The organism is Streptococcus hyointestinalis, from assembly GCF_041225505.1.
Taxonomy (GTDB): domain Bacteria; phylum Bacillota; class Bacilli; order Lactobacillales; family Streptococcaceae; genus Streptococcus; species Streptococcus hyointestinalis_B.
Window position 1 is genome coordinate 12641 of the sequence record NZ_JBCLSK010000006.1, and the last position, 23113, is coordinate 35753.

The 23113-nt window shown below is 44.0% G+C and carries 21 protein-coding genes and 1 pseudogene; 6 read left to right on the plus strand and 16 right to left on the minus strand.

The window, feature by feature from the left end; translation table 11 throughout:
• The first annotated feature begins 11 nt into the window (after positions 1-11).
• Positions 12-599: a CYTH domain-containing protein gene (locus AALA56_RS02565; RefSeq protein ID WP_369908629.1), complete on the plus strand. Its 588-nt coding sequence runs from the start codon at positions 12-14 to the stop codon at positions 597-599.
• Between the two features lie 12 nt (positions 600-611).
• On the opposite strand, the gene AALA56_RS02570 is transcribed toward AALA56_RS02565, so the two are convergent.
• The gene (locus AALA56_RS02570; RefSeq protein ID WP_369908631.1) at positions 612-2405 is read right to left on the minus strand and encodes a heavy metal translocating P-type ATPase; all 1794 of its coding nucleotides are present in this window, start codon (positions 2403-2405) and stop codon (positions 612-614) included.
• 155 nt (positions 2406-2560) lie between these two features.
• On the opposite strand from AALA56_RS02570, the gene AALA56_RS02575 reads away from it, so the two are divergent.
• From AALA56_RS02575 to AALA56_RS02595, 5 genes are all read left to right on the plus strand, one after another.
• Positions 2561-3526 carry a ribose-phosphate diphosphokinase gene (locus tag AALA56_RS02575; protein WP_115269798.1) on the plus strand — a complete coding sequence of 322 codons (966 nt, stop codon included), beginning with the start codon at positions 2561-2563 and terminating at the stop codon, positions 3524-3526.
• A 45-nt stretch (positions 3527-3571) separates the two neighbouring features.
• Positions 3572-4684, plus strand: a complete 1113-nt coding sequence (locus tag AALA56_RS02580) for a cysteine desulfurase family protein (protein WP_369908671.1) — start codon at positions 3572-3574, stop codon at positions 4682-4684.
• 2 nt (positions 4685-4686) lie between these two features.
• Positions 4687-5034, plus strand: coding sequence for a DUF1831 domain-containing protein (locus tag AALA56_RS02585; RefSeq protein ID WP_115269800.1), 348 nt, complete (start codon positions 4687-4689; stop codon positions 5032-5034).
• Positions 5035-5179: 145 nt separating this feature from the next.
• A complete protein-coding gene (locus AALA56_RS02590) occupies positions 5180-5830 on the plus strand; it encodes a redox-sensing transcriptional repressor Rex (RefSeq protein ID WP_172605561.1) in 651 nt (216 codons plus the stop codon).
• A gap of 28 nt (positions 5831-5858) precedes the next feature.
• Positions 5859-6551 (plus strand): gamma-glutamyl-gamma-aminobutyrate hydrolase family protein, encoded by a 693-nt coding sequence (locus tag AALA56_RS02595; RefSeq protein ID WP_115269802.1) that lies wholly within the window; start codon positions 5859-5861, stop codon positions 6549-6551.
• Here AALA56_RS02595 and radC read toward each other — a convergent pair.
• The 15 genes and pseudogenes from radC to gyrA all read right to left on the minus strand — a co-directional run bounded on the left by radC (position 6548) and on the right by gyrA (position 23108).
• Positions 6548-7234 (minus strand): RadC family protein, encoded by a 687-nt coding sequence (gene radC, locus AALA56_RS02600; RefSeq protein ID WP_369908632.1) that lies wholly within the window; start codon positions 7232-7234, stop codon positions 6548-6550. The genes AALA56_RS02595 and radC overlap by 4 nt on opposite strands.
• Positions 7235-7291: 57 nt before the next feature.
• A complete protein-coding gene (locus tag AALA56_RS02605) occupies positions 7292-8449 on the minus strand; it encodes an AI-2E family transporter (RefSeq protein WP_369908633.1) in 1158 nt (385 codons plus the stop codon).
• Between the two features lie 19 nt (positions 8450-8468).
• Positions 8469-9305 carry a glycosyltransferase family 8 protein gene (locus tag AALA56_RS02610; protein ID WP_369908634.1) on the minus strand — a complete coding sequence of 279 codons (837 nt, stop codon included), beginning with the start codon at positions 9303-9305 and terminating at the stop codon, positions 8469-8471.
• 181 nt (positions 9306-9486) lie between these two features.
• Entirely contained in the window at positions 9487-10185 is a 699-nt protein-coding gene (locus tag AALA56_RS02615) for a hypothetical protein (RefSeq protein ID WP_369908635.1), read from the minus strand.
• 353 nt (positions 10186-10538) lie between these two features.
• Positions 10539-11252, minus strand: coding sequence for a YoaK family protein (locus tag AALA56_RS02620; protein ID WP_277280705.1), 714 nt, complete (start codon positions 11250-11252; stop codon positions 10539-10541).
• A 74-nt stretch (positions 11253-11326) separates the two neighbouring features.
• Positions 11327-12892, minus strand: a complete 1566-nt coding sequence (locus tag AALA56_RS02625; protein ID WP_369908636.1) for an ABC1 kinase family protein — start codon at positions 12890-12892, stop codon at positions 11327-11329.
• Between the two features lie 8 nt (positions 12893-12900).
• Entirely contained in the window at positions 12901-13188 is a 288-nt protein-coding gene (locus AALA56_RS02630; protein WP_164682933.1) for a phasin family protein, read from the minus strand.
• Positions 13189-13296: 108 nt separating this feature from the next.
• Positions 13297-13866, minus strand: a complete 570-nt coding sequence (locus AALA56_RS02635; protein WP_369908637.1) for a histidine phosphatase family protein — start codon at positions 13864-13866, stop codon at positions 13297-13299.
• 20 nt (positions 13867-13886) lie between these two features.
• Positions 13887-15326: pseudogene (locus tag AALA56_RS02640) on the minus strand (glycoside hydrolase family 1 protein).
• A 36-nt stretch (positions 15327-15362) separates the two neighbouring features.
• Complete coding sequence (locus AALA56_RS02645; RefSeq protein WP_369908638.1) at positions 15363-16847, minus strand: glycoside hydrolase family 1 protein; 1485 nt, start codon at positions 16845-16847, stop codon at positions 15363-15365.
• A gap of 133 nt (positions 16848-16980) precedes the next feature.
• Positions 16981-18237: an NRAMP family divalent metal transporter gene (locus AALA56_RS02650; protein ID WP_369908639.1), complete on the minus strand. Its 1257-nt coding sequence runs from the start codon at positions 18235-18237 to the stop codon at positions 16981-16983.
• A 139-nt stretch (positions 18238-18376) separates the two neighbouring features.
• Positions 18377-19345, minus strand: a complete 969-nt coding sequence (locus AALA56_RS02655; protein ID WP_369908640.1) for a DUF1002 domain-containing protein — start codon at positions 19343-19345, stop codon at positions 18377-18379.
• A 100-nt stretch (positions 19346-19445) separates the two neighbouring features.
• Complete coding sequence (gene gloA2 / locus AALA56_RS02660; protein ID WP_369908641.1) at positions 19446-19847, minus strand: SMU1112c/YaeR family gloxylase I-like metalloprotein; 402 nt, start codon at positions 19845-19847, stop codon at positions 19446-19448.
• Positions 19848-19894: 47 nt separating this feature from the next.
• Positions 19895-20644, minus strand: coding sequence for a class A sortase (locus AALA56_RS02665; protein WP_369908642.1), 750 nt, complete (start codon positions 20642-20644; stop codon positions 19895-19897).
• 13 nt (positions 20645-20657) lie between these two features.
• Positions 20658-23108 (minus strand): DNA gyrase subunit A, encoded by a 2451-nt coding sequence (gyrA, locus tag AALA56_RS02670; RefSeq protein ID WP_369908643.1) that lies wholly within the window; start codon positions 23106-23108, stop codon positions 20658-20660.
• Positions 23109-23113 lie beyond the last annotated feature (5 nt).

The window sequence follows — 23113 nt, forward strand, 5'->3', positions numbered from 1 at the left end:
GGACGTGAACTATGAACCATCTTGAGATAGAATTTAAAACGATGCTGACAAAAGACGAGTTTAATCGTCTCAAGGCGCAATTTTCACACGTAGCACCTGTCACACAAACCAACTACTACTTTGATACTGAAAACTTCGACATGAAAGCCCACCGCATGTCATTGCGTATCCGCACCATCTCAAACGCAGCCGAGTTGACCCTAAAAATCCCAAAAGATGTCGGCAACTGGGAGTACAATATCGCTCTGCCTATTGATGAGGCTAAAGAGATGATTAAAACAGGACAATTGCCCGAAAATGACATCACAAAGCGTATCAAAGACCAAGGGGTTGACCCAAGTCAGTTAGCTGTTTTTGGCTATCTCACTACCACCAGACGAGAATGCCAAACGGCGATTGGGCTCATGGCTTTAGATGACAATCAATACGCTGGCATTCGTGATTATGAGCTTGAGCTAGAAGTGCTTGACGCTAAAAAAGGTAAGGATGATTTTGACCACTTCTTAGCCGAGCAAAGTATCAATTTTAAATACGCTAAAAGCAAGGTTGCCAGATTCAGTGCCACACTTAGACACCAAAAGACAGATAAAAACAGCTAGAATTAGCTGTTTTTATCTGTCTTTTCTCGCTCTTAGCGCTGATAAAATAGATATGGTATCAATAACCTCCTGTAAAATAGCACCTAGTAAAGCTGGGATAACACCAGTACTTGCTATCAACATCAATAGGAAACAAATACCAAGACCAATCCATACAGACTGTTTTGCCACAAGCAACGTATCTTTTGAGATACCAACCAAGCCAGCCACTTTACTGAGGTCATCTTGGAGGATGACAACATCTGCATTTTCACTAGCCGTTGTCGCACCGTGCGCTCCCATGGCAATGCCAACATCAGCTGCGACAAGCGCTGGAGCGTCATTGACCCCATCTCCTACCATGACTGTTGGGTGTTGATCACTTGGAGCGTCCTGCAGACGTTTGATTTTATCTTGGGGCAGACACTCTGCCTGCACTTGTGTGATACCCACTTCTTTGGCGACTTTTTCAGCGACAGCTTTTTTATCCCCTGTCAGCATAAGCACGTTTTGAATGCCATAATTTTTAAGGCGCTCTATGGTTTCCTTAGACTCTGGGCGAATGGTATCCTTAAAGCCGATATACCCTAGATAGTGGTCGTCTTTTGAGACGTAGATAGCGGTCTCATGCGCCTGCAAATCACTAGGCAAGTCAGCCATCAGGCTCGCCTTTCCTGCTCGGACGAGGTGCCCATCAATCTGACTTTCCACTCCCATAGCTGTTAGCTCTTTACTAGAAGTCAGTGGTAACAAGTCTATGCCTTCTTGTTTAGCGTAATCAACCAAAGAACGAGCCAAAATGTGTGTAGATTCTTGCTCGCTACTAGCTGCAATCTGCAAGAGCTCTTCTTTTGAGACACCAGTATTTGGAACAATCTTATCCACCATGAGCTGACCATTGGTGATTGTACCTGTCTTGTCAAAGGCGATTAGTTTTGCTTTTTCAAGCATTTCAAAGCTGGTTGCTGACTTGATGACAATACCAGAACGGCTTGAGCGGCTCATCCCTGCCACAAAGGCAATGGGCGCTGCTAAAATCAAAGGACAAGGTGAAGCAACCACCAAGACCTGCGCAAAGCGCATGACATCACCACTAATATACCAAGCAAGCCCACCAATGACAAAGGCAGCAACGGTAAATGGCACCGCATAGCGGTCTGCCAGACGCACAAAGCGGGCAGGCTTTTGCTCTGTTTCCTTGATGAGATTGACCAAGACTTGGTACTGACTGTCCTTAGCTAGACGACTTGCTTTTATCCGAATGGCATTGTCGCCATTTATCGAACCAGATAGCACTTCGTCGTTAATCGTTTTATCTACTAGGAGTGACTCACCTGTCAGAGAAGATTCGTTGACGCTGGTCTCTCCTTGCACTACCACACCGTCAATAGGGATGACCTCGTTTGGTTTCACTAAAATAATATCGCCAATCGCTACGTCATCAACGGGGACATCTACCCAGTCTTCTCCTTTTTTCAGGTGCGCTTCTTGCGGTGAATTGTCCAAAAGCTCTCGCAGTTCTCGACCAGCCTGACGGCTTGCGTACTCTTCTAAGCTCTCACCACCTGTCAGCATGATTAAAATCATCAGACTCGCCCAGTAATCACCGACTAAAAGCGTCGTCACAATAGCCACGATAGCTAAAAGGTCAACACCATACTGACCATGACGAAGCGTCTTAATCATATCAACCAACATGACAAATGCCATACACCCACCTGCAATAGCCACCAAAAGATAAGCAATGTGAGGCTGGTCAAAGCCAAACTCCATAACAAGCGCAAAGACACCAATCAGTGCCGTGATGATAAATTTTCTAAATCGCATTTTAACTCCTTGTTTATGTTTTCTTATTTAGAATGATACCAAATAAGAAAACATAAAGCAAGTAATTTGACGCTAGAGGGTGAATTTTCTCCTCTTTTTTGATAAAATGAAAGTATTACTTTTATAAGGTTTATAATTAAAGGAGTTTCCAAGAAATGGTCGAACAATATGCCGACAAACCTATCAAGTTATTTTCACTCACTTCCAACCTTCCAATTGCTGAGAAGATTTCTGAAGTCTCAGGAATCCCGCTTGGAAAGGTTTCTTGCCGTCAGTTCTCAGATGGCGAGATTATGATTAACATTGAGGAAACCGTTCGTGGTGATGATATTTACATCATCCAGTCGACTAGTTTTCCAGTCAATGACAATCTTTGGGAATTATTGATTATGATTGATGCGTGTAAGCGTGCTAGTGCCAACTCTGTCAATGTTGTCATTCCATACTTTGGCTATGCTAGACAGGATCGTATCGCTGCGTCTCGTGAGCCAATCACAGCAAAACTGGTTGCTAATATGCTAGTCAAAGCTGGTGTTGACCGCTTATTGACACTTGACCTTCATGCTGTTCAAGTACAAGGTTTTTTCGACATCCCAGTTGATAATCTCTTTACTGTGCCACTTTTTGCTGAGCACTACTCACGCCTTGGCTTTACTGGTGAGGATGTTGTCGTTGTTAGCCCTAAAAACTCAGGTATCAAGCGTGCCCGTAGTCTTGCTGAAGTTTTAGACGCACCGATTGCTATCATTGACTACGCTCAAGACGACGCTTCTCGTGAAGAGGGCTACATCATCGGTGAGGTCGAAGGTAAAAAAGCCATCATCATCGACGACATCTTAAATACTGGAAAAACATTTGCTGAAGCAGCGAAAATTTTAGAGCGTGGTGGCGCTACAGACATCTACGCTGTTGCTAGCCACGGTCTCTTTGCTGGCGGTGCTGCTGATGTCTTGGAAGCTTCTCCAATCAAAGACATCGTCGTTACAGACTCTGTTCTTACAAAAGAGCGTGTCCCAGAAAATGTGACCTACCTCTCTGCGGCTGACCTTATTGCAAAAGCAATTGTGCGCATCCACGAGCGCCGTCCGCTCAGCCCATTGTTTGCATACCAAAAAGACTAATTTAGGTCTTTAAGAAAGGATTTGACCACTATCACACACACACCAATTTACTTAGACAATGCTGCTACTACTGCTATGACACCCTCAGTCATTGAAGCGATGACTGAGCTGATGACAGCAGACTTTGGCAACCCCTCTAGTATCCACAGTTTTGGACGACAGGCAAGCCAAAGGCTACGCACTTATCGTCAAACCTTGGCACAAGCGCTTGATGTCCCAAGTCATGAAATCATCTTTACCTCTGGAGCTACAGAAAGTAATAACCACGCCATTAAAGGCTATGCTCTTGCCAATCAAGAAAAGGGAAAACACCTCATCACAACAGAGATTGAGCACCATTCTGTCCTGCATACTATGGCGTATCTGGAGGAGCGCTTTGGCTTTGAGGTGACCTATCTCAAGCCACAAAACGGTCAGATTACAGCTGATATGCTCAAAGAAGCGCTACGAGATGACACTATCCTAGTCAGTGTCATGTACGCTAACAACGAAACAGGGGACTTGCTTCCTATTGCTGAAATGGCGGAGGTGCTTCGAGACCACCAAGCTGTTTTTCACGTGGACGCTGTGCAGGCTTTTGGTAAGCTAGCGCTAAGACCGCATGAGTTGGGGATTGATTTTCTCTCTGCTTCTGCGCATAAATTTCATGGACCAAAAGGTGTCGGCATTTTATTTGCTAAGGCACATCACACGGATAGTCTTCTTCACGGTGGCGAGCAAGAGGAAAAGCGCCGAGCTAGCACTGAAAATATGGTAGGCATTGCCGGTATGGCGCAGGCAACTGCTGACGCTATGCTTCATTTGGAGGAAAACTACCACAAGGTAGAACAACTCAAAGATACCTTCCTAGCCGAGCTAGACGGTGTGGACTACTACATCAACGGTAGCGACACAAGAATGCCGCATGTCTTAAATATTGGTTTTCCTAATCAGTCAAACAGTGTGCTCTTGACACTGCTTGATTTGAAAGGCTTTGCTGTCTCCACTGGCTCTGCTTGTACAGCTGGGACGGTTGAGCCTAGTCATGTCCTAACCAGCTATTACGGCAGCAACTCTAAGCGTTTAGCGGAATCTATTCGTATCAGCATCTCAGACCTCAACACCCTAGAGGAAGTCACACTTCTTGCCCAAGCTTTAAAAGAAATCATAGGGAGATAACCATGGCTTTTGAAACTGAAATTCATCTGGCTGATTGCCCGTTTATCTACACTATCAGCCCAAACATCAAAAAATACACACTACGTGATACGACCTTTGTGCAAAATAAAGTCGGCAATTTTGAATTAACACGACTGCTTGAGGAAGTGCCCAATTCTGGTGACGGCTTTCCTCTTAAAATCACGATTAACAAAGATTTAACAGCTTTTAAACTTGTCATTACAGACAAGTCAGGGCTTCGCTTGGTCAATATTTTCAAAAATAAAGACCTCAAAATTTTGCAAGACAAGTTCTACTTTTTAATGGATAGCCTGGTAGAGCGTGATGTCTTTACCAAAAGAGAGGCTTAATAACACGAAAAAATCTTATGCCAACATAAGATTTTTTTAGATAAAAGGCTCCATTTGTTGCTATTTTCACAAACTTTTTGATACAATAAAAGAGATGACACTTATCAACTATAGTAAATTCCTTACATCTAGGAGGTGTTGTTTCATGACTATTGATAAGTCTATCCCAAAGGCAACGGCAAAACGCCTGCCACTTTATTACAGGATTTTTAAACGGTTTAACACCAACAATTTTGAAAAAGCCAGCTCAAAACAGATTGCAGACGCTATTGGTATTGACTCAGCGACGGTGCGTCGTGACTTTTCCTATTTTGGTGAGCTGGGACGTCGTGGATTTGGCTATGATGTGAAAAAACTCATGAATTTTTTTGCCGACATTCTAAACGACCACTCGACGACCAATGTCATGCTGGTGGGGTGTGGTAATATCGGACGAGCGCTTCTACACTACCGCTTTCATGACCGCAATAAAATGCAAATCACGCTCGCTTTTGACCGTGATGATAATAGCCTAGTCGGCACTAAAACCGAAGATGGCATTCCTATCTATGGGATTTCAACCATAAAAGAGCACTTAAAAGACCAGTATATCGAAACAGCGATTTTGACCGTTCCTAGCTTGCAGGCTCAGGAAGTGGCTGATATTCTCGTTGACGCTGGTATCAAAGGCATTTTGAGCTTTTCACCTGTTCACCTCAATGTGCCAAAAGATGTGATTGTCCAGTATGTGGATTTGACAAGTGAGTTGCAGACCTTACTGTACTTTATGAGTCAAGCCCATGACCAGACAAGCTAGCAAAAACGACTTAGAGAAAGGAGAGAACATGGTAAAACCAATTATTGGGATTATGGGAAACCAACGCATTAAAAAAGACATCAACCTGCCGTGGTCATACGCCCCAACGGGCTTTGTCAAGGGGGTACAACGAGCTGGAGGGTTACCGCTTATCCTGCCAATCAGTAGCGAAGAAGACGCTAAAACCTACGTCTCTATGGTGGACAAGGTCTTGTTGATTGGTGGGCAAAATGTTGACCCCAAATTTTATCAAGAAGAACGCCATGCTAGTGAAAACGATTTCTTTCTTGAACGTGATGTCTTTGAGCTAGCTGTCATCAAAGAAGCTATCAAGCAGAAAAAGCCCATATTTGGTGTTTGCCGTGGACTGCAGCTGATGAATGTGGCACTTGGTGGTACGCTTAACCAAGACATTAAGGGGCATTGGCAAAGTGAAGAGGGCAACGTCAGAACACATCCTGTCGTCATCAAAAACGACTGCATTCTCTCAAAAATCTATGGTGCGCATGCGCAGATCAACTCTTTTCACCGTCAAAGTATCAAAACAATGGCAGAGTCTCTAAAACCTATCGCTTTTGACCCCGATACAGGGATTGTTGAGGCGGCAGTTTCGGTGGATAAAACCATCACTTTCTTAGGTGTTCAATGGCATCCAGAATTGCTCATTGATGATAGTGCCAAGGATATGGCGCTCTTTGACTACTTTGTCAATGAACTCTAATCGCAAAGCACCTCTCCTTCTTCTCGAAAACTGTAATACTCTTTTTGACCGACAATGATATGATCCAAGCAGACAATGCCAATCATCTGGCAGGCTGCTTGGATTTTTTCAGTGAACTTTTTGTCATTTTGACTTGGTGTGGCGCTGCCTGAGGGATGATTGTGGACGATGATAAGACTCGTCGCCATATTTTTACAGGCATAATAAAGAATCTCACGAGGTTCAGCGACCGAGCGTCGCACTGTTCCGATGAAAATCGTCTTTTGCTCGATAATACGATTTTGCGTGTCCAGATAGAGGGCAATCAAGTGCTCTTGCTTGCTGTCAGAGAGCTCTAACATCATACGGCGTGCCAACTGCTGGCTGCTTAAAATCTGGTCTGCACGCTTATACTCAGAATCTTGGATACGCCTTGCCAGCTCAATCATGGCTTTTAACTCGATAGACTTGACCTTGCCGATTCCTTTGATTTGCTGTAATTCTTGTAAAGACAGGTGTTTAAAGTCAGCTAGAGAGGTCATCTGATTGATGATTTGCGTTGAAACATCAAGGACAGGCATTTCCTTGGTACCTGTTCTTAACAGGATAGCTAATAATTCGTGATTGCTTAATTTGTCAGCTCCTAGAGCTTGCAGTCGTTCTCTTGGGCGTAATTGCTCAGCTTGGTTTCTAATCGTGTACATAAACATAATACCTCCACTTATCCTATCCGTAAAAGGACAGGTAAGTGAAGGTATTTCTTATTCGTCAATAATTTCAAATGGTATCTTTTGGTCAGGGTTGTCTAAGTCCACTGACTGGCGCTTGGCCACTTGGTCTTTGATGATTTGGTAGATACTAGCTGCAATAGGGACCGCCATAAGCATTCCCAGAAAACCATAGAGACTTCCACCGATAGTAATAGCCACCAAGACCCACATTCCAGGAAGCCCGATAGAGCCACCAACGACACGAGGGTAGATGAGATTACCCTCAAACTGCTGCAGGATAATCATAAAGATAACAAAGGCAACCGCCTGAGGGACAGACAGGGTAACGATAAGGAAAAAGCCAATCGTCACACCAATGTATGCCCCAATCACAGGGATAAGGGCTGTAAAAGCGACCAAAACGCCAATTGTACTAGCATAAGGAAAACTTAGTATCATCATACCAATAGCCGTCAAGGCCCCTAAAATCATGGCTTCTAGTGTTTGCCCTACGATGAAACCGTGAAAACGTTTGTGCAAAATCCCAATGACATAGTGCATTTTTTTGGCATACTTACCTGCAAAGGTATCAATCAAGAGATTAAACTGACGCCCAAGCTTTTCCTTATTGCCTAGAACGTAGAAAGAAAAAATCACGCTCATAAAGACATTGATAAAGGTCTGTGCGATAGAGGTGACAGAGGTCATGAGTGACATCAAGGCTGTCAGCACTTGTTTTAAAATCTGTTGCCCAAAGTTTGTGACTTGTGAGACAATCTCCTTGTCTGAGCCAACATAGTTAATCACTCTTGCAATATGCGGATTTTGATTGATTTCTTTGATGAGCTTTGTGATGATGGAGGTATCGATATTCATCAGCGAGCTGATACTTGCGATAAGGTCTGGCAGGATAATCGAAAAGAGCCAGATAATGACAACCACAAAGGTCGTATAGGCTAAAATCATAGACAGCGGACGCTTGAGCCCTTTCATAAAGGCAACATTCTTAAACAGCCAGTCATAGCCTATCTCGTAAAGAGACATGACAATATTGACCACATAAGCCACTGCTGCTCCAATCAAGAATGGCTGCGCTGCTTTAAAAACAGTGCTCACAATAGAGGCTGCCACATCCCAATAATTTAAAACAGCCAAAAAGAGTATAAACAAAGCAAGTAAATAGTAAACTTGTTTTTTTCCAAAACGCATAATTTTTTCAATACCTCAATTATAATGTTGTAGACAAATGTCTCACATGGTGATAATAGTGCTTATACAAAGCAGCATAGCGCCCTCTATAACTGTCCTTCCACGGCTTATCACGACCACAAAAATGCAAGAAAACAGTGTGTTCAATCACCCAGTTCAGATCCCATTCCCCAAAACTCCTAGCATAGTAGAGTGTGTTGTAGCGTGCGTCATAGTTATAGATACTATCTGGGACAAGCTCCACCAAGTGCCCATAAAGCGCATTTAAAATGTCCTGGTCAGGAAGCAACAAGAGCGCTCCTTTTTTCTGGATATAGTCTAAAATGGCAGAGCGTTTGACGTTTTTTCGGATTTCAGTGAGATTCATCAGCAAAACGCCAGTGTTGTAATAGCCGTCTGTCTCAAAATTTTGTAAGCGCAGCTTATTGACAAGCTCTGGGATATTGCTATCTGCGGTATGGCTACTAGCAGCGTAGCATTTACCTGACAAATCCATCTCGTAAAATGGCACAATGTCATTAAGACATAAAATATCAGCATCCACATACAGGATACGCTCTAGGTCTGCTGGGAGAAACTCATGGGCGAGCAGACGGTAGTAAATCGTCTCTGGATAGCGGTCTGTCGTTGGCGCATCCTTAAAAGCATCGTCCCCCATGACAACAGGATGATAAGACACACCCAATTGCTCACAAAAAAGGGCAATCGTCTCATTTTGCGCTAGGGGCTTCTTTTGCATGACATAGACATCAAACGACGCCTTAGAACTATTGGTCACAATGGAATACAACGTCACCATAAACTGCTCAACGTAGTGGTCATCAATAGCAAATAACAAATGAATTGAAGAGTTCACAGGCTCAATCCTCTCTAAAAGTACATCTGTTACAATTATACACGATTTTAAACAAAAATGCCCCCTTTATCAGTAAATAGGCAAAGAAATATGTGGAGAGAAGAAAAAGCACCACTTGCGGGTGCTTGAGATATTGAAGTTAGCACTATCCAAAAAGCATGCTTCATCAACAAAAATCTTATTAAAACATATCTCCCATTGTTATCACTTGTCCATCTGAATATTTTATTATATGAATTTTTGTTACACTTCCATCAGACTGTTGCATCTCAATAGTAGTAATTATAGTACCACCAGTATTAATACTAGAAATAATTCTAGCACCATCTGATTGCACACTTTCTACAGAAGATGAAACTCCGTTTGACACTGCTTGCTGCTGTCTTGCGACTTCGGTTCTATAGTTATATGGAACACCCTGAAGTTCAGAACCATCTGGTGTCAGTGTTGACTCAGTTGACTGTTTAAACATCTCAGATTGACTTTCTAATTGTGCCTTACGAAACTCTGATATCTCAGATTGACTTTCTTGACTCACCTGTTGCTCAGTGGAAGATTCTACTTTTTCTGTTTGCTCTGAAACGCCTTGTTTGCTTGCTTCTGTACTTTGTTCAGTTACTATCTCTGCCTGTGATTTGTCTTGTTTTAATCCTTGCTCTTTTACATTAGTTCCATCGGTTTCAGTTTCTAAAGTACTTGAAGTCCCCTCGTCGTTCACTATGCTTGTATTAAATTGTAACCAAGAAAAACTAACAAGCAAAATAAGAAATATAGTACAGATGTAAATGGCTCTAAAAATTTTAATACGAATAGAACTCCATACCCACATCAAAATGAATACAGCTATAGTTCCAGCAATAATCAATGATATCGTTTCCAAAACATTTCCTCTTCTTACTCTAAATAAAATCTAACTTTAACAGCACACTACATGTTAACCACTCGACAGTATTATTCTATTACAGCTAAAAAAAAGAAGTCAAGATAATCTTGGGCTGCTTGCTTCATATCATAATCAAATTTACTTATCTTCCTTCCAATAATAGTTCATTAATTTGTTATAATAATTTTCTAATTATTCAACATATTTTCCTTTTATTGTTTCCAAGAAACCTAAGATATCTTGACTTTTTTTGAAAAAGAATATAAAGTTTCGTCTCTTATGGACAAACTGTTCTCAAAAATTATCCTTAGCATTTACACAAAAAAAGCAAGTACACTTGTACTCGCTTTCTACCTTATATTCTCCATCAGTGAACCTTCATACTGACTGCTAGCTGTCTCTGGATGTTTTTCAAAGAGAAGGTAGGCGTTTATCATCAAGAGGGGGATGAGGACGGTATAGAGCGCATACTCGCCGATGATTTGCGTAAGCAGTGCTGCTGCAAAGGCGCCTAGGCAAAAGGTCAGAAGGACCCAAGCGATGTGTAAGCCTTTTGAGATGGCTTTGCGGTCCTTTTGGAGAAAGCCTGTTGTGAGCTGCTGGGAGATACGTTTGATGTTTCCAATCATCATGATATTGGCGTAAGCCTGCCCACGCACACGCTTAAAGGTATCCAGCTGCATGGCTGCACAAAAGGACAAACCTGAGATGGTAGCATTGTGCCCTACAAATGGCGAATAGACAGCGACAATAGCAACACCAATCGTTATCAAGCAACTACTGACAAAGTGCCAATGGTAGCCTTTTTGCCGAACCAAGGGCTCTAAAAAGACGTTAACCGACTGCCCCAGAGCAAAAAAGAGCACCGGCACAAGATAAGTCAGCGATAAAAAGACGTGCCCGTCTGCCAAATGCACCATCATGTTGATGAGATTTCCAGTCTGAAGACCTGCAAAGCGCTGATTTTGCGTGGTGAAGGTGTAAGCGTCTAAAAAGCCACTGACAAAGGTTAAGAGCGCCGCAAACCGCAGACGCTCAAAGATACGAAATGTTTGTTTTTCCAAGAAATCTGACTCCTCTAAAAAAATCACTACCTTTTTATTGTACCGATTATCTAGTAAAATTTCAAGACCAGTTTTTATTTGGTTAGCGTGACCACAAGGACGATAAAAACGAGTAGCGCTAAGCCAAAACAGAGCCACATGACTCCAGCCAACTGTGCTGAAAAGGACAGCAGAGCGCCTGTCAGCATAAAGGTCAAAAAGAGCAGGGCTAGCACAAAGCGATTAGCGACATTTTTTAAGGTCTTGATACGATTAGAGTAATCATAGAAATCATGATTGACGAGAATACGTCCATTTAGGATTTGCTCTAAGAGCTGATTGAGGCGTCTTGGGACGTTTTTGCCGTTTTTAAGCAGGTAAAAAAGCTCAATCAGCAGCGTTTCTTTATTAAGCGACTGCTTGAGCATGTCTGGACCCATATTTTGCAAAAAGTAGTTTTTTGCAAGGGTCATAAGATCCACATTTGGTGCCAAGGTCTGAAAAATCCCCTCGACCTGTAGCGCAGCTTTTTCCAAAATGGTAATCTGAGCAGACGCTTTCAAGCGATTGCGGACAAAAATCGACACCAAATCCTCCAGCAAATCCGTGATAGACAGCTTGCCTAAGTCGAGATTGCCATACTTTGCCAACATCCGCTCGATATCTTGACTAAGCTCTACTTTGTTGAGGGAGGTATCAAAGCTAGTCATCGCAAGCACAGCCCGTGTCATGCCGTCCACATCTTGCGCTGTAAAACCATAGAGAATATCATTTAGCGCCGAGCGCATGCCCTCCTCAAGCTGCCCCATAATCCCAAAGTCAATAAAGTAAATCTTGTTGTTACTGATGATGAGATTGCCTGGGTGCGGGTCGCCATGAAAATAACCATCCTTAAAGACCTGCTTGATAAAGCTCAGCATGAGCTTACGCCCAATATCCTCCAAATCATAGCCAGAAAGCAAAAGCTGGTCGTAGTGATTGATAGGAATGCCCTCAATATACTCCTCAACAATCAAACGCTCCGTCGTGTAGTTGTTATAAACCTTGGGCACGCCAACACAGCGAACCGAACGGTTAGTCTCTTTAAAGTGTATCATGGCTTGCGCTTCGTGACGAAAATCAATCTCGTACAGCAGCGACGCTTTTAATTGCAAGAGCACTTCTGTCAAGTCCACCATGGGAATGAAATGCTTTGGAATGCGACGTGACAGCTTGATAAGGAGATTCAGATCCTCTTGAACTATCTCTGCTAAGTGCGGACGCTGGATTTTGAGGACGACCTGCTGACCAGATTTGAGGGTAGCAAGATGTGTCTGAGCAACGGAACCGCTCGCCAAAGGCTCGCTCTTAATCTCCTCAAAAACGTCCGCTATGGGCTGAGTAAGCTCTACTTGAATAGCAGACATAACCACATCTGTCTCTAGTGGCAGAACATTATTTTGCAGTTTACTGAGTTCAGTGATGTAGGCTTCTGGCAAAAGGTCATCTCGTGTGGAGAGGATTTGCCCAATCTTGACAAAGCTAGGGCCCAGCTGCTCAAAGGCAAGACGCAGTTTTTGCGGAGCCTCTTTATCCTCATCTGCTTTTCGTCTGTCCTTTAAGCTGGTCAGCCCGACAGAGGAGAAGGCTCCGACAATTTCTCTAAGGCGCTTGGTTGACATAGGCGCTCTTAGTCTTTAGTGTCGTCTTTTGAGAGGAGACGGTCTAGCTTCGCTTCAAGGCGTGCTAGGTCTTCTTTAGTAGCGTATTGGTAAGGCTCTGCCTTTGCTTTGACCTCGTCGATGACAGCCTGTGCTTCTACTTCACCTTTACGTTTCAGCTCTTGTTGCAGTTCTTTGCCCTCGTCCATGCTGATACGCCCTTTGTCGACCAGTTCTTTGACAAAAGCATCCGCTTTTTCAAGCGTCATTGAGGTTAAGCCAATACCGGCTAACAATACTTTTTTGAGTTCTTCCATACTATTGCCTCTTTTCTAATGTTTCTTTTACTCTTATTGTAACACTTTTCTAACGAATAGCAAGATTTTTGAGATTGCCAAAAACAGCTAGTAAAACTAGCTGTTCTCTTAGTCATAAAGCTTGATTTCTTGATGGATAGGGTCAATAGAGCGCTTCAAATGAAATTGCCCCTCTTCAAAAACAAGCTCTTGAATGGCACAATTACTAAAGAATGGGCGCTCGTCCGTTGAAAAATCACGAAAAGTTTTCAAAAAGCGAAAACAAGCGCCACCGTGACTAACCGCAAGAGCTGTCTCATTTTCTGACAAGTCTGTCATGATGTTCGTCAAGGTCGCAAGCATACGACAGCTAATCTCATCCACACTCTCACCACCATAGGCGATAAACTCTATGCTGTAGGGAACCTTGGGATTGAGTCGCTCGCTCTCTCCCTCAAACAAACCAAAGTTCCACTCCTTGAGCCCCTTCAAGCGCTGATAGTCTTGTGATGTTACGAGCTCTAGCGTGTCACAAGCCCGCTCTTGCGTTGAAGCATAGGCTTTGTCAAAGCGAATGCCTTCCTTTTCAAAAAAGTCACGTGCTCGCTTTGCTTCGCTCTTTCCCGCTTCTGTCAAAGGGGAGTCACACCAGCCTTGAATCTTGCCAAGAGAGTTGAAAAGCGTCTGACCGTGTCGCATAAGATAAAGCGTTTTTATGCTTATCCCTCATACAAAGCTTCGCCATTGCTTGCGATGACTTTCTTGTACCAATCAAAGGATTTTTTCTTGTAGCGTGCTAGGCTACCTGTGCCGTCATCATTGCGGTCAACATAGATGAAGCCGTAGCGCTTACTGAGTTCTGCTGTTGACGCAGACACAAGGTCAATTAGTCTCCAAGTGGTGTAACCTAGAAGTTCGACGCCGTCTTTAAGCGCTTCATTGACCTGCACCAGATGTTTTTGCAGGTAATCAATACGGTAGTCATCCTCCACCGTTGGACCGTTTGGTCCTTCTACCAAGACATCCTTAGCTCCCAAACCATTTTCAACGATAAAGAGCGGCAATTGGTAGCGGTCATAAAAAGCATTTAGGACAAGACGCAGACCAATCGGGTCAATCTGCCAGCCCCACTCAGAGCTTTCTAGATAAGGGTTGCTGATACCGCCCATGATATTGCCACGACCAGTGCTGTAGTCTTCTGGATTGTGCGCTTGCGCCACGCTCATGTAGTAAGAAAAGGTGATAAAGTCAACAGTGTTCTTCAAAAGCTCCTCATCCCCTGGCGCAAAGTTAATCATGATGTCATTTTCCTTAAAATAGCGCTTAATATAATTTGGATATTTGCCCCGTGCGTGGATGTCTGAGAAGAGATAATTTTGATTTTCAAAATCACGCACCGCTAGCTGGTCAAGTAGATTTGCCGTCATGGCGTAAGCTGGCATAGCAAGCACCATACAGCCAATCTTAAAGTCAGGATTGATACTGTGCCCAATTTTTGTGGCGAGTGCTGATGCGACCAGCTCATGGTGCACTGCTTGGTAGAGGTCTTGCTTGCTGAGTTTCTCTGGGTCTGTCACGATACCACCTGACATAAACGGCGCATGCAACACAGAGTTGATTTCATTGAACATCAGCCAGTACTTGACCTTGTCCTTGTAGCGGGTGAAAACGGTACGCACATAGCGCTCATAAAAGCCAATCAAATCGCGATTTGCCCAGCCGTTGTAGGCACGTGCTAGGTGCAGCGGTGTTTCGTAGTGAGATAGTGTCACGAGTGGCTAGATACCATATTTTGCCAACTCATCAAAGACCTTATCGTAAAAGGCTAGCCCTGCTTCATTTGGCTGTTCATCGTCTCCGTTTGGGAAAATACGTGACCAGGCAATCGACATGCGAAAGACCTTGAAGCCCATTTCTGCAAAGAGAGCAATGTCCTCCTTGTAGCGGTGGTAAAAGTCAATACCCTCTAATTTGAGATTATCTGGCGTCGGCTGGTCTGTGATGACTGGTCTAGAACTTCCTGGCATGGCAACGCCGCCTTTTGGCGTCACATCCTGCACACTTAGCCCCTTGCCGTCGCTGTTATAAGCCCCTTCAAACTGATTGGCAGCTGTTGCGCCACGCCATAAAAAATCTTTTGGAAATGCTGATCGTGTCATGATTGTCTCCCTCTTATTTTAGTATTGAAATACTTTTTAGTCTAAATCCGCTCCGTTAGACGCAATAACCTTCTTGTACCAATAGAATGAATCTTTTGGTGTGCGTTTAAGGCTGCCTTGCCCTTTGTCGTCCACATCAACGTAGATAAAACCGTAGCGCTTGCGGATTTCACCAGTCCCAGCGGATACAAGGTCGATACAACCCCAAGTCGTGTAACCACGCAAGTCTACACCATTTTCAATGGCTGCTGCCATGGCTTCAATATGCGGACGATAGTAGTCAATACGGTACTGGTCATGAATGCTACCGTCTTCCTCAACCGTGTCAAAGTCTCCCAAGCCATTTTCAACGACCATCATCGGAAGCTCATAGCGGTCATACATTTTTTCAAGATAGTATTGTAATCCTATCGGGTCAAATCCCCAACCCCAGTCTGAATAAGTCAGATAAGGATTTTTAGCTCCTGTTGAGAAATTACCAGACACCTGCTCTACACCAGTGTGTGTTGTGACGTTATTTGACATGTAGTAAGAAAAGGTGTACATATCAACAGTGCCTTCTCTCAAGTCCTTCTCGTCCTGCTCGGTGATGTCTAGGTGCACATCGTGCTCTTTCCACAAACGCTTAGCAAATGTTGGGTACTTGCCCTTGACCTGCACATCCCCACAGTAGTAAATGCCCTGCTCCCACTTGTGGCGATTGGCTAGAACGTCATGAGGGTCGCAAGTCGCTGGATAAAAGGTAATCCCGCAAATCATATTGCCGATTTGAAAGTTTGGGTTAATCTCATGTCCAAGCTTAACAGCTCTTGCGCTAGCAACAAACTGATAATGCAGTTGCTGATAGCCTTCTTGAAAAGCCTTGTCATCCCCTTGTCCGCCAAACATATCCAGAAACATGACGGTGTTATTGATTTCATTGAAGGTCAACCAGTAGGTCACCAAGTCCTTATATTCCTTAAAAATCGTCTCAGCATAGTGCACATAAAAATCAATCAGCTTGCGATTGTTCCAACCACCATAGTGCTCTTCTAAATAGAGCGGCGTGTCAAAGTGCCAGATAGATACCAAAGGCTCAATGCCATGCTTATGGCACTCCTCAAAGACACGACGGTAAAAGTCTAACCCCTTTTGATTAGGCTCTTTTTCATCCCCATTTGGGAAAATACGTGACCAAGAGATGGAGAGACGAAAGACTTTAAAACCCATCTCAGCTAAAAGAGCGATGTCTTCTTTATAGTGATGGTAAAAGTCCACACCGAGGTGATTTGGATAGTATTCATCCTCCAAAATTGCATAGTGTGCACCCTCTGGGATGACACCGTTATGCCCCATGGCTGGTGCTTTTCCAGGATTGCCATCTTTGTCAATATAGGTCACATAGCGTGGACTGTCAACGCTACCGCCTGTTGTGACATCGGTCTTTGCCATGCCACGCCCGTCCTCGTTCCATGCGCCTTCAGCTTGATTGGCAGCAATTGCTCCGCCCCATAAAAAGTTTTTAGGAAATTGTCTTGTCATAGTGTTTACCGCTTTCATTAAGTTGTCTTTATTATAGCGGTTTCAAAAATCTAGCGCTTACACTATGATTAGAAAAACTGATACTATTCTACGATAAGCAAAAAAGCCAGCTCGACAAACTGACTTTTATTTGCTAAACCGCTCCTGTTATCATGGCATAAAGGAAGAACAAGGCAAAGCCAAAGAGATAGATAAGCCCCACAATGGATAGGACGTTCAGCCATTTGGCGATACGGTGTTCTTTATTATTAACCAAAATGTAGTTGAGATAAGCAAAAAATGGCGTTGTGAGGAAAGAAGCAATCATGGCAAAACGTAGCATGATAGCGACATTTCCTGAGAAGAAAAAGACAATGACAAGAGCTATCGCTGAAGTGAGCGTCATCCAGATGTTGAGATTTTTCTGCTTGGCCTCTTTTTCACCTAGAAGCAAACGCAGGGTCTCGTTATTAGCTCGTGAATAGCCGTCGATAACCGTGATGACCGTACCAAAGATACATAAGAAAGCGATAAAGGCAATCAAGAGACGTGACCAATTACCAAGAGCTTTAGCGTACATGCCGATAAACTGCTGGATGTAAGCAGCGCTAGCCCCCTGCACCTTCTCACCAGAGCCAAACTGGATGAGCGCCCCAAGCGCTAGGAAAATAAAGGCAAGAATGGCTGTGCCAATATAACCAACGTTAAAGTCAAACAATCCGTCGTTATAAGACACCTTGACACTCTTTTGCTTTTCAACACTCCACATGGAGTTAATAGCTGAAATCTCAATAGGCGCAGGCATCCAGCCCATCAAAGAAACGATAAAAGGCAGAGCAGACAACTGCCAAGGGCTAGGAGCGACAAAGTTTGGAGCGTACTCTCTGTGTTGGAAAAGAGCAATGATAACCGCCAAACTTGTCGCCAGAGTCAAAGCTGTCATGACCCACTTAGACAGTCCGTCTATAAAGCGATAACCACCAATGAGCAACATCGCCCAAGTCACCACGATAATCATGGTCGTCAACTGCGAGATAGACAAGCCAAAACCATTTGGAAAGATATTATAGAGAATAGCTGCCGCTAGGATACTAACTGCTGCAGTATTGACCAGGGCAGAGAAGATATTCATCACAAAAAAGAGAACCAGATAGCCCTTTCCCTTTTCGCTGTAGCCCTCTATCAAGCTTTTTCCTGTCATTAGCGTGTACTGTGTCCCAAATCGAAAGAAAGGATACTTAAACAAATTGATAAGTAAGATGATAATAGCCAACTGCCAGCCGTAGATAGCACCAGCTTGCGTTGAAGAGACGATGTGTGAGCCGCCGACCGCTGCGGACGCCATGAGGATACCAGGTCCCATTGCCCGAAGACGACTTTTCCACTTTGATTGACTGTCTGTACTGTCCATAAATAAACCTCTTTCCCAAATTATAGTCAGATAATTCTGAATTTAATAGAATTGTATCAACTTATCGAAAGCTTGTCAATGCTTTCTGAAAATTTTTTGAAACAAAAAGACAGCTAAAACTTGTCTAGCTGTCTATATCTTATGAAAATAAATTGGTAAAGAAGTTAACGATTTGTTGCCACAAGTTAGCAAAGAAGCCTTTTCCAGACTCGATAGCGCTGTTGGCGTCAAAGTTGAGATTGATACCGCTAAAGGTTGACTTAGCCTTTGAGACAATGCTGTTTTTAAGAGAAGTCAAAGTTGACTTGAAGTTACTGTTTTTGATGACAAAACTTTTTGACAAATTAACAGCAAAGTTGACGATGACAGTGATTTGGTTGCTGGTCATAGAGTCCTTGAGCCCGTAGTTGGACAGTGTGTCCTCGACGATCTTTCGGATGTCAGACTCAGACAGGCTAGAGCCGCCATCTGCTACAGCAGACTTGATATCTGTCATGGCAACGTTCAGTTTATCCGCGTCGTAGCCTTCTTTATTTTGGTTTTCAGCGTTAATATCAGAGAGGGCATTGAGCTCTTCTTGCGCGAGCTCTTTACTTTCAGTAGAGACGCTGGCTCCATTTTGCTCTAGAGAGTAGTAAATCCCTGCAAGTGCGCTCTCTCCCGTTACTTGGATAGGTGAGGCAACCGTGATTTCAGCGTGTTCAATCCCCAGTGTAACAGCGGCGTTGCGGTACATGTCCTCAGTGACCTTGGTGATATTTTCTGGCGTCACGATAGAGACACTCAAACCTTTAGACGAGCCTAGCTTTTTGATTTTCACGGATGAGTAGAGCTGCAAACTGCTATCATCTGCCACATCCATAATCGAAGCGTAGGCACTTGTCGTTAACGTCTTGACACTCGTGTCTTTTGACGAATCATAGCCTAAAAGAGAAAGCGTCTCGCTACGCTGACTGTCTGAGAGCGAGTAGCCCAGCACATAGTCCGGCTGTACATAAGACTCATCGATGACCTCTTGCACGCTACTGGTCGCTGCTTGGGCTTTGGTCGCAAAAGAAAATGCCATCAGGGCTAAGCCAACACCCATAATCAGTTTTTTCAAACGCATATAATATCCTCGTTTTTCTTTTTTTCCTAACTTTTTTCCAAAATCTTATGACTTATTATAACATCTTTTGCTTAAAGTAGCGCTAGAAAACAGTTTTCTCTCATTCGTGCAGTTCTAAGGGCAAACCGTCTGGGTCAAAGAAAAAGGTCATCTTCTCACCGGTAAAAGTGTCTCTACGAACAGGCTCCACAAAAATCCCTAAAACCTCCAATTCTTTTTTGCGGGTCTGGATGTCATCGACATAAAAGGCTAAATGGCGCAGCCCGCAAGCTTCAGGGTAGCTAAGCCGTTTCGGCGGCTCGGTGTAGCTCTTATCCGTTTTTTTCTGTCCGAAAATCTCTAACTCAACACTCCCACACCTCAAGTCTAACTTGTAGTCTCCTCTGTCTGGGCGATGATTTTCACGAATAATCTCAAAACCCAGCTTGTCCACGTAAAAGGCACGTGAGGCCTCATAATCCGAAACGATAATCGCCACATGATGAATAGCATTCCACTGCATATTAGTCTCCTTTCTCATAGAGAAAATCAGAAACCGAAGTTTCTGATTTACGTTGTCATTTGATTGTAAGATTTGCTAAAGGCGTCTAGGATTTCTTGACTAGCCTTGCTGTAGTCAACCGTCTCGGTCAGCTCACCATGTACAATAGTACGCTCGGTAGCTTCTGCGTCAGTACAAGTCACCAAGGTTACTTGACTCTTACCAGCCTCGTCATCAATCACCTCGACACGATCAGGTGTTACCACAGTCACATCTGTAATGACGTAGGTATAGACTTTTTCCTTGTCTGTCAGGTAGATTTTCATGCCTTTTTTAGCTCTATCAAGAGGGGAAAAAAGCATGTCTGTTGAGCCTGTCATGCCAAAGACATGGTGACTAGCTAGAGCATAGTTATTTTCCCCGCCCATTACTTGATTTTCCTTCATGGTACCAGCACCATAGGAGAGCTCAGTATTGCCGACACCTTTAAATATCGGCAGATTGAGTCCCACATCAGGAATAGCGATACCACCGATAACAGGCAGCTGCTGCGCATCCATCTGTGCTTTTAGGATAGACTCCGCACTGATAGACTGCACCGAGTCAAAATCATAGGTCGTCTTTGCCTTCTTATTTTTTTCAATCGTTTTCTTGCTGACTTTGGTAATCTGGTATTTATTGGTATTCATCCCAATCAGATAGTTTCTAATCGGTTTATTAAAAACCAAAACCAAGCCGACAAGCAATAGAACGACAAAGAGTACCGTTCGTAAGACACTAAAGAGTTTTTTTCCTTTTTTCGTTTTCTGCTTTGCCATAAATTGTCTCTAATTATTCCTCATTCTCCTGCTGCACGTCCTCTTCGCTAGCGACCAAGGCAAAAGCGACAATCTTAGCCTCATCTGCTAAGCGCATCAACTTGACCCCTTGAGCACTACGTCCCGTCTCAGAAATAGTAGCAACGCTGGTGCGGATAACCACGCCCGTGTCGGTAATAACCATCAAGTCCTCATCACCTGTCACCGTAGCGAGACCTGCTAGGCTACCGTTTCGCTCAGTGATATTAGCTGTCTTGATACCTTTACCACCACGGTTTTTAGTTGGGTAGGCACTTGCTGGTGTTCGCTTACCAAAACCTTTTTCAGTTACGATAAGAACGTCTTGATTATCTTTAATCGTAGAAACGCCGATAACGCTATCATCTTCTCTTAGAGTAATCCCTTTGACACCTGCTGCGCTACGTCCCATCACTCGGATACCATCTTCATTGAAGCGCACAGAGTAAGCCTGACGCGTTCCGATGATGATGTCCTCGCTACCGTTAGTTGCCACAACGCTCATCAGCTCATCGCCTTCTTTGAGGGTTAGAGCCTTGAGACCATTTTGGCGGATGTTATGAAACTCTGAGACACGTGAGCGTTTGACAAGCCCGTGTCGTGTCGTAAAGAAGAAATAAGACTCCTCGCTCGTATCGCTATCAAGGTTAATCATGGTCTGAACCGTCTCTCCCTCATCTAGGCGCAAAAGATTGACAATTGGAAGTCCTTTTGCGGTGCGACCGTACTCAGGAATTTCATAAGCTTTCAAACGGTAAACACGCCCGAGATTGGTGAAAAAGAGTAGGGGATTGTGGGTGTTGGTAGACACCAAATCTTTAACAAAGTCGTCCTCGTTGACACCAGTTCCTTGAACACCACGACCGCCACGCTTTTGCGCACGAAACTCATCCTGTGCTAGACGCTTGATGTAGCCTTTATTGGACAAGGTAATAAGCACATCCTCTTCTTCGATGAGGTCTTCATCTTCAAGGGTCAAAACCTCACCCACCATGAGCTCTGTGCGACGTTCATCAGCGTATTTACGCTTAATCTCGTCCATCTCATCTTTGATAATCGTGATAACACGCTCTGGTTTTGCCAAAATATCCGCCAAATCGGCAATCAAAGCTAGTAAATCATTGTACTCGGACTGAATCTTGTCACGTTCCAATCCTGTCAAACGACGCAGACGCATGTCTAAAATAGCTTGACTTTGACGCTCAGACAGGTCAAAACGACGCATCAACTCAGCCTGTGCGATACTGTCCGTCTCACTAGAGCGGATAATGCTAATCACTTCATCCAGATGATCAAGCGCAATCAGCAAGCCCTCTAAGATATGAGCACGCGCCTCCGCACGAGCCTTATCAAACTCCGTACGACGCACAATCACTTCTTTTTGGTGCTCGATGTAGTTGTCGATAATCTGACGAAGCGTCAAGATTTTAGGGACACCCTTTTCAATCGCTAGCATATTGAAGCTAAAGTTTGTCTGAAGCTGTGTTAGTTTAAAGAGATTGTTGAGGATGACATTGGCAGAAGCGTCACGCTTAATCTCAATAACAAAGCGAACACCCTCACGGCTGGACTCATCACGCACCGCTGTGATTCCCTCGATGCGCTTCTCCTGCACCAAACGCACAATGTGCTCATGCACCTTGGTTTTATTGACCCCATAAGGGAACTCTGTCACAACGATACGCTCTCTACCTGTTCGAGTGGTTTCAATCTCAGTGCGTGAGCGTAGAACGATTGAGCCTTTTCCTGTATCGTAGGCTTTATAAATGCCAGAGCGCCCCATCACCAGAGCACCTGTTGGAAAGTCTGGACCAGGCAGCACTTCCATAAGATCACGCGTTGTCGCTTCTGGATTGTCCATAACCAGCTTCACCGCATCAATAGACTCCCCTAAATTGTGCGGTGGAATGTTAGTCGCCATCCCGACAGCGATACCAGTCGCACCATTGACCAAAAGATTTGGAAAACGTGCTGGCAATACCAAAGGCTCATGCTCACTACCATCGTAGTTGTCTTGGAAATCAACCGTATTTTTGTTGATGTCACGCAACATCTCAAGCGCAATCTTGCTCATACGAGCCTCAGTATAACGCTGAGCAGCAGCACCATCGCCATCCATAGAACCAAAGTTTCCGTGCCCATCAACGAGCATGTGACGATATGACCACCACTGCGCCATACGCACCATAGCTTCATAGATAGAGGAGTCACCATGTGGGTGGTATTTACCCATGACGTCCCCTGTGATACGAGCGGACTTCTTATGTGGCTTGTCAGGTGTTACCCCAAGTTCGTTCATCCCATAGAGGATACGACGATGCACGGGCTTTAGACCATCTCTCACATCTGGAAGCGCCCGTGCGACAATAACACTCATGGCATAGTCAATGAAACTCGTTTTCATTTCACTTGTTAAATTGACATTTACTAAATTTTTATCTTTCATGAACA

Coding starts and splice junctions, on each gene's coding strand:
- AALA56_RS02665 (WP_369908642.1), bottom strand. CDS start 20,644: ATGGCAAAGCAGAAAACGAAAAAAGGAAAAAAACTCTTTAGTGTCTTA.
- AALA56_RS02650 (WP_369908639.1), bottom strand. CDS start 18,237: ATGGACAGTACAGACAGTCAATCAAAGTGGAAAAGTCGTCTTCGGGCA.
- AALA56_RS02655 (WP_369908640.1), bottom strand. CDS start 19,345: ATGCGTTTGAAAAAACTGATTATGGGTGTTGGCTTAGCCCTGATGGCA.
- AALA56_RS02625 (WP_369908636.1), bottom strand. CDS start 12,892: ATGTCAACCAAGCGCCTTAGAGAAATTGTCGGAGCCTTCTCCTCTGTC.
- radC (WP_369908632.1), bottom strand. CDS start 7,234: ATGTACACGATTAGAAACCAAGCTGAGCAATTACGCCCAAGAGAACGA.
- gyrA (WP_369908643.1), bottom strand. CDS start 23,108: ATGAAAGATAAAAATTTAGTAAATGTCAATTTAACAAGTGAAATGAAA.
- gloA2 (WP_369908641.1), bottom strand. CDS start 19,847: ATGCAGTGGAATGCTATTCATCATGTGGCGATTATCGTTTCGGATTAT.
- AALA56_RS02585 (WP_115269800.1), top strand. CDS start 4,687: ATGGCTTTTGAAACTGAAATTCATCTGGCTGATTGCCCGTTTATCTAC.
- AALA56_RS02595 (WP_115269802.1), top strand. CDS start 5,859: ATGGTAAAACCAATTATTGGGATTATGGGAAACCAACGCATTAAAAAA.
- AALA56_RS02635 (WP_369908637.1), bottom strand. CDS start 13,866: ATGCGACACGGTCAGACGCTTTTCAACTCTCTTGGCAAGATTCAAGGC.
- AALA56_RS02570 (WP_369908631.1), bottom strand. CDS start 2,405: ATGCGATTTAGAAAATTTATCATCACGGCACTGATTGGTGTCTTTGCG.
- AALA56_RS02645 (WP_369908638.1), bottom strand. CDS start 16,847: ATGACAAGACAATTTCCTAAAAACTTTTTATGGGGCGGAGCAATTGCT.
- AALA56_RS02565 (WP_369908629.1), top strand. CDS start 12: ATGAACCATCTTGAGATAGAATTTAAAACGATGCTGACAAAAGACGAG.
- AALA56_RS02605 (WP_369908633.1), bottom strand. CDS start 8,449: ATGCGTTTTGGAAAAAAACAAGTTTACTATTTACTTGCTTTGTTTATA.
- AALA56_RS02590 (WP_172605561.1), top strand. CDS start 5,180: ATGACTATTGATAAGTCTATCCCAAAGGCAACGGCAAAACGCCTGCCA.
- AALA56_RS02630 (WP_164682933.1), bottom strand. CDS start 13,188: ATGGAAGAACTCAAAAAAGTATTGTTAGCCGGTATTGGCTTAACCTCA.
- AALA56_RS02575 (WP_115269798.1), top strand. CDS start 2,561: ATGGTCGAACAATATGCCGACAAACCTATCAAGTTATTTTCACTCACT.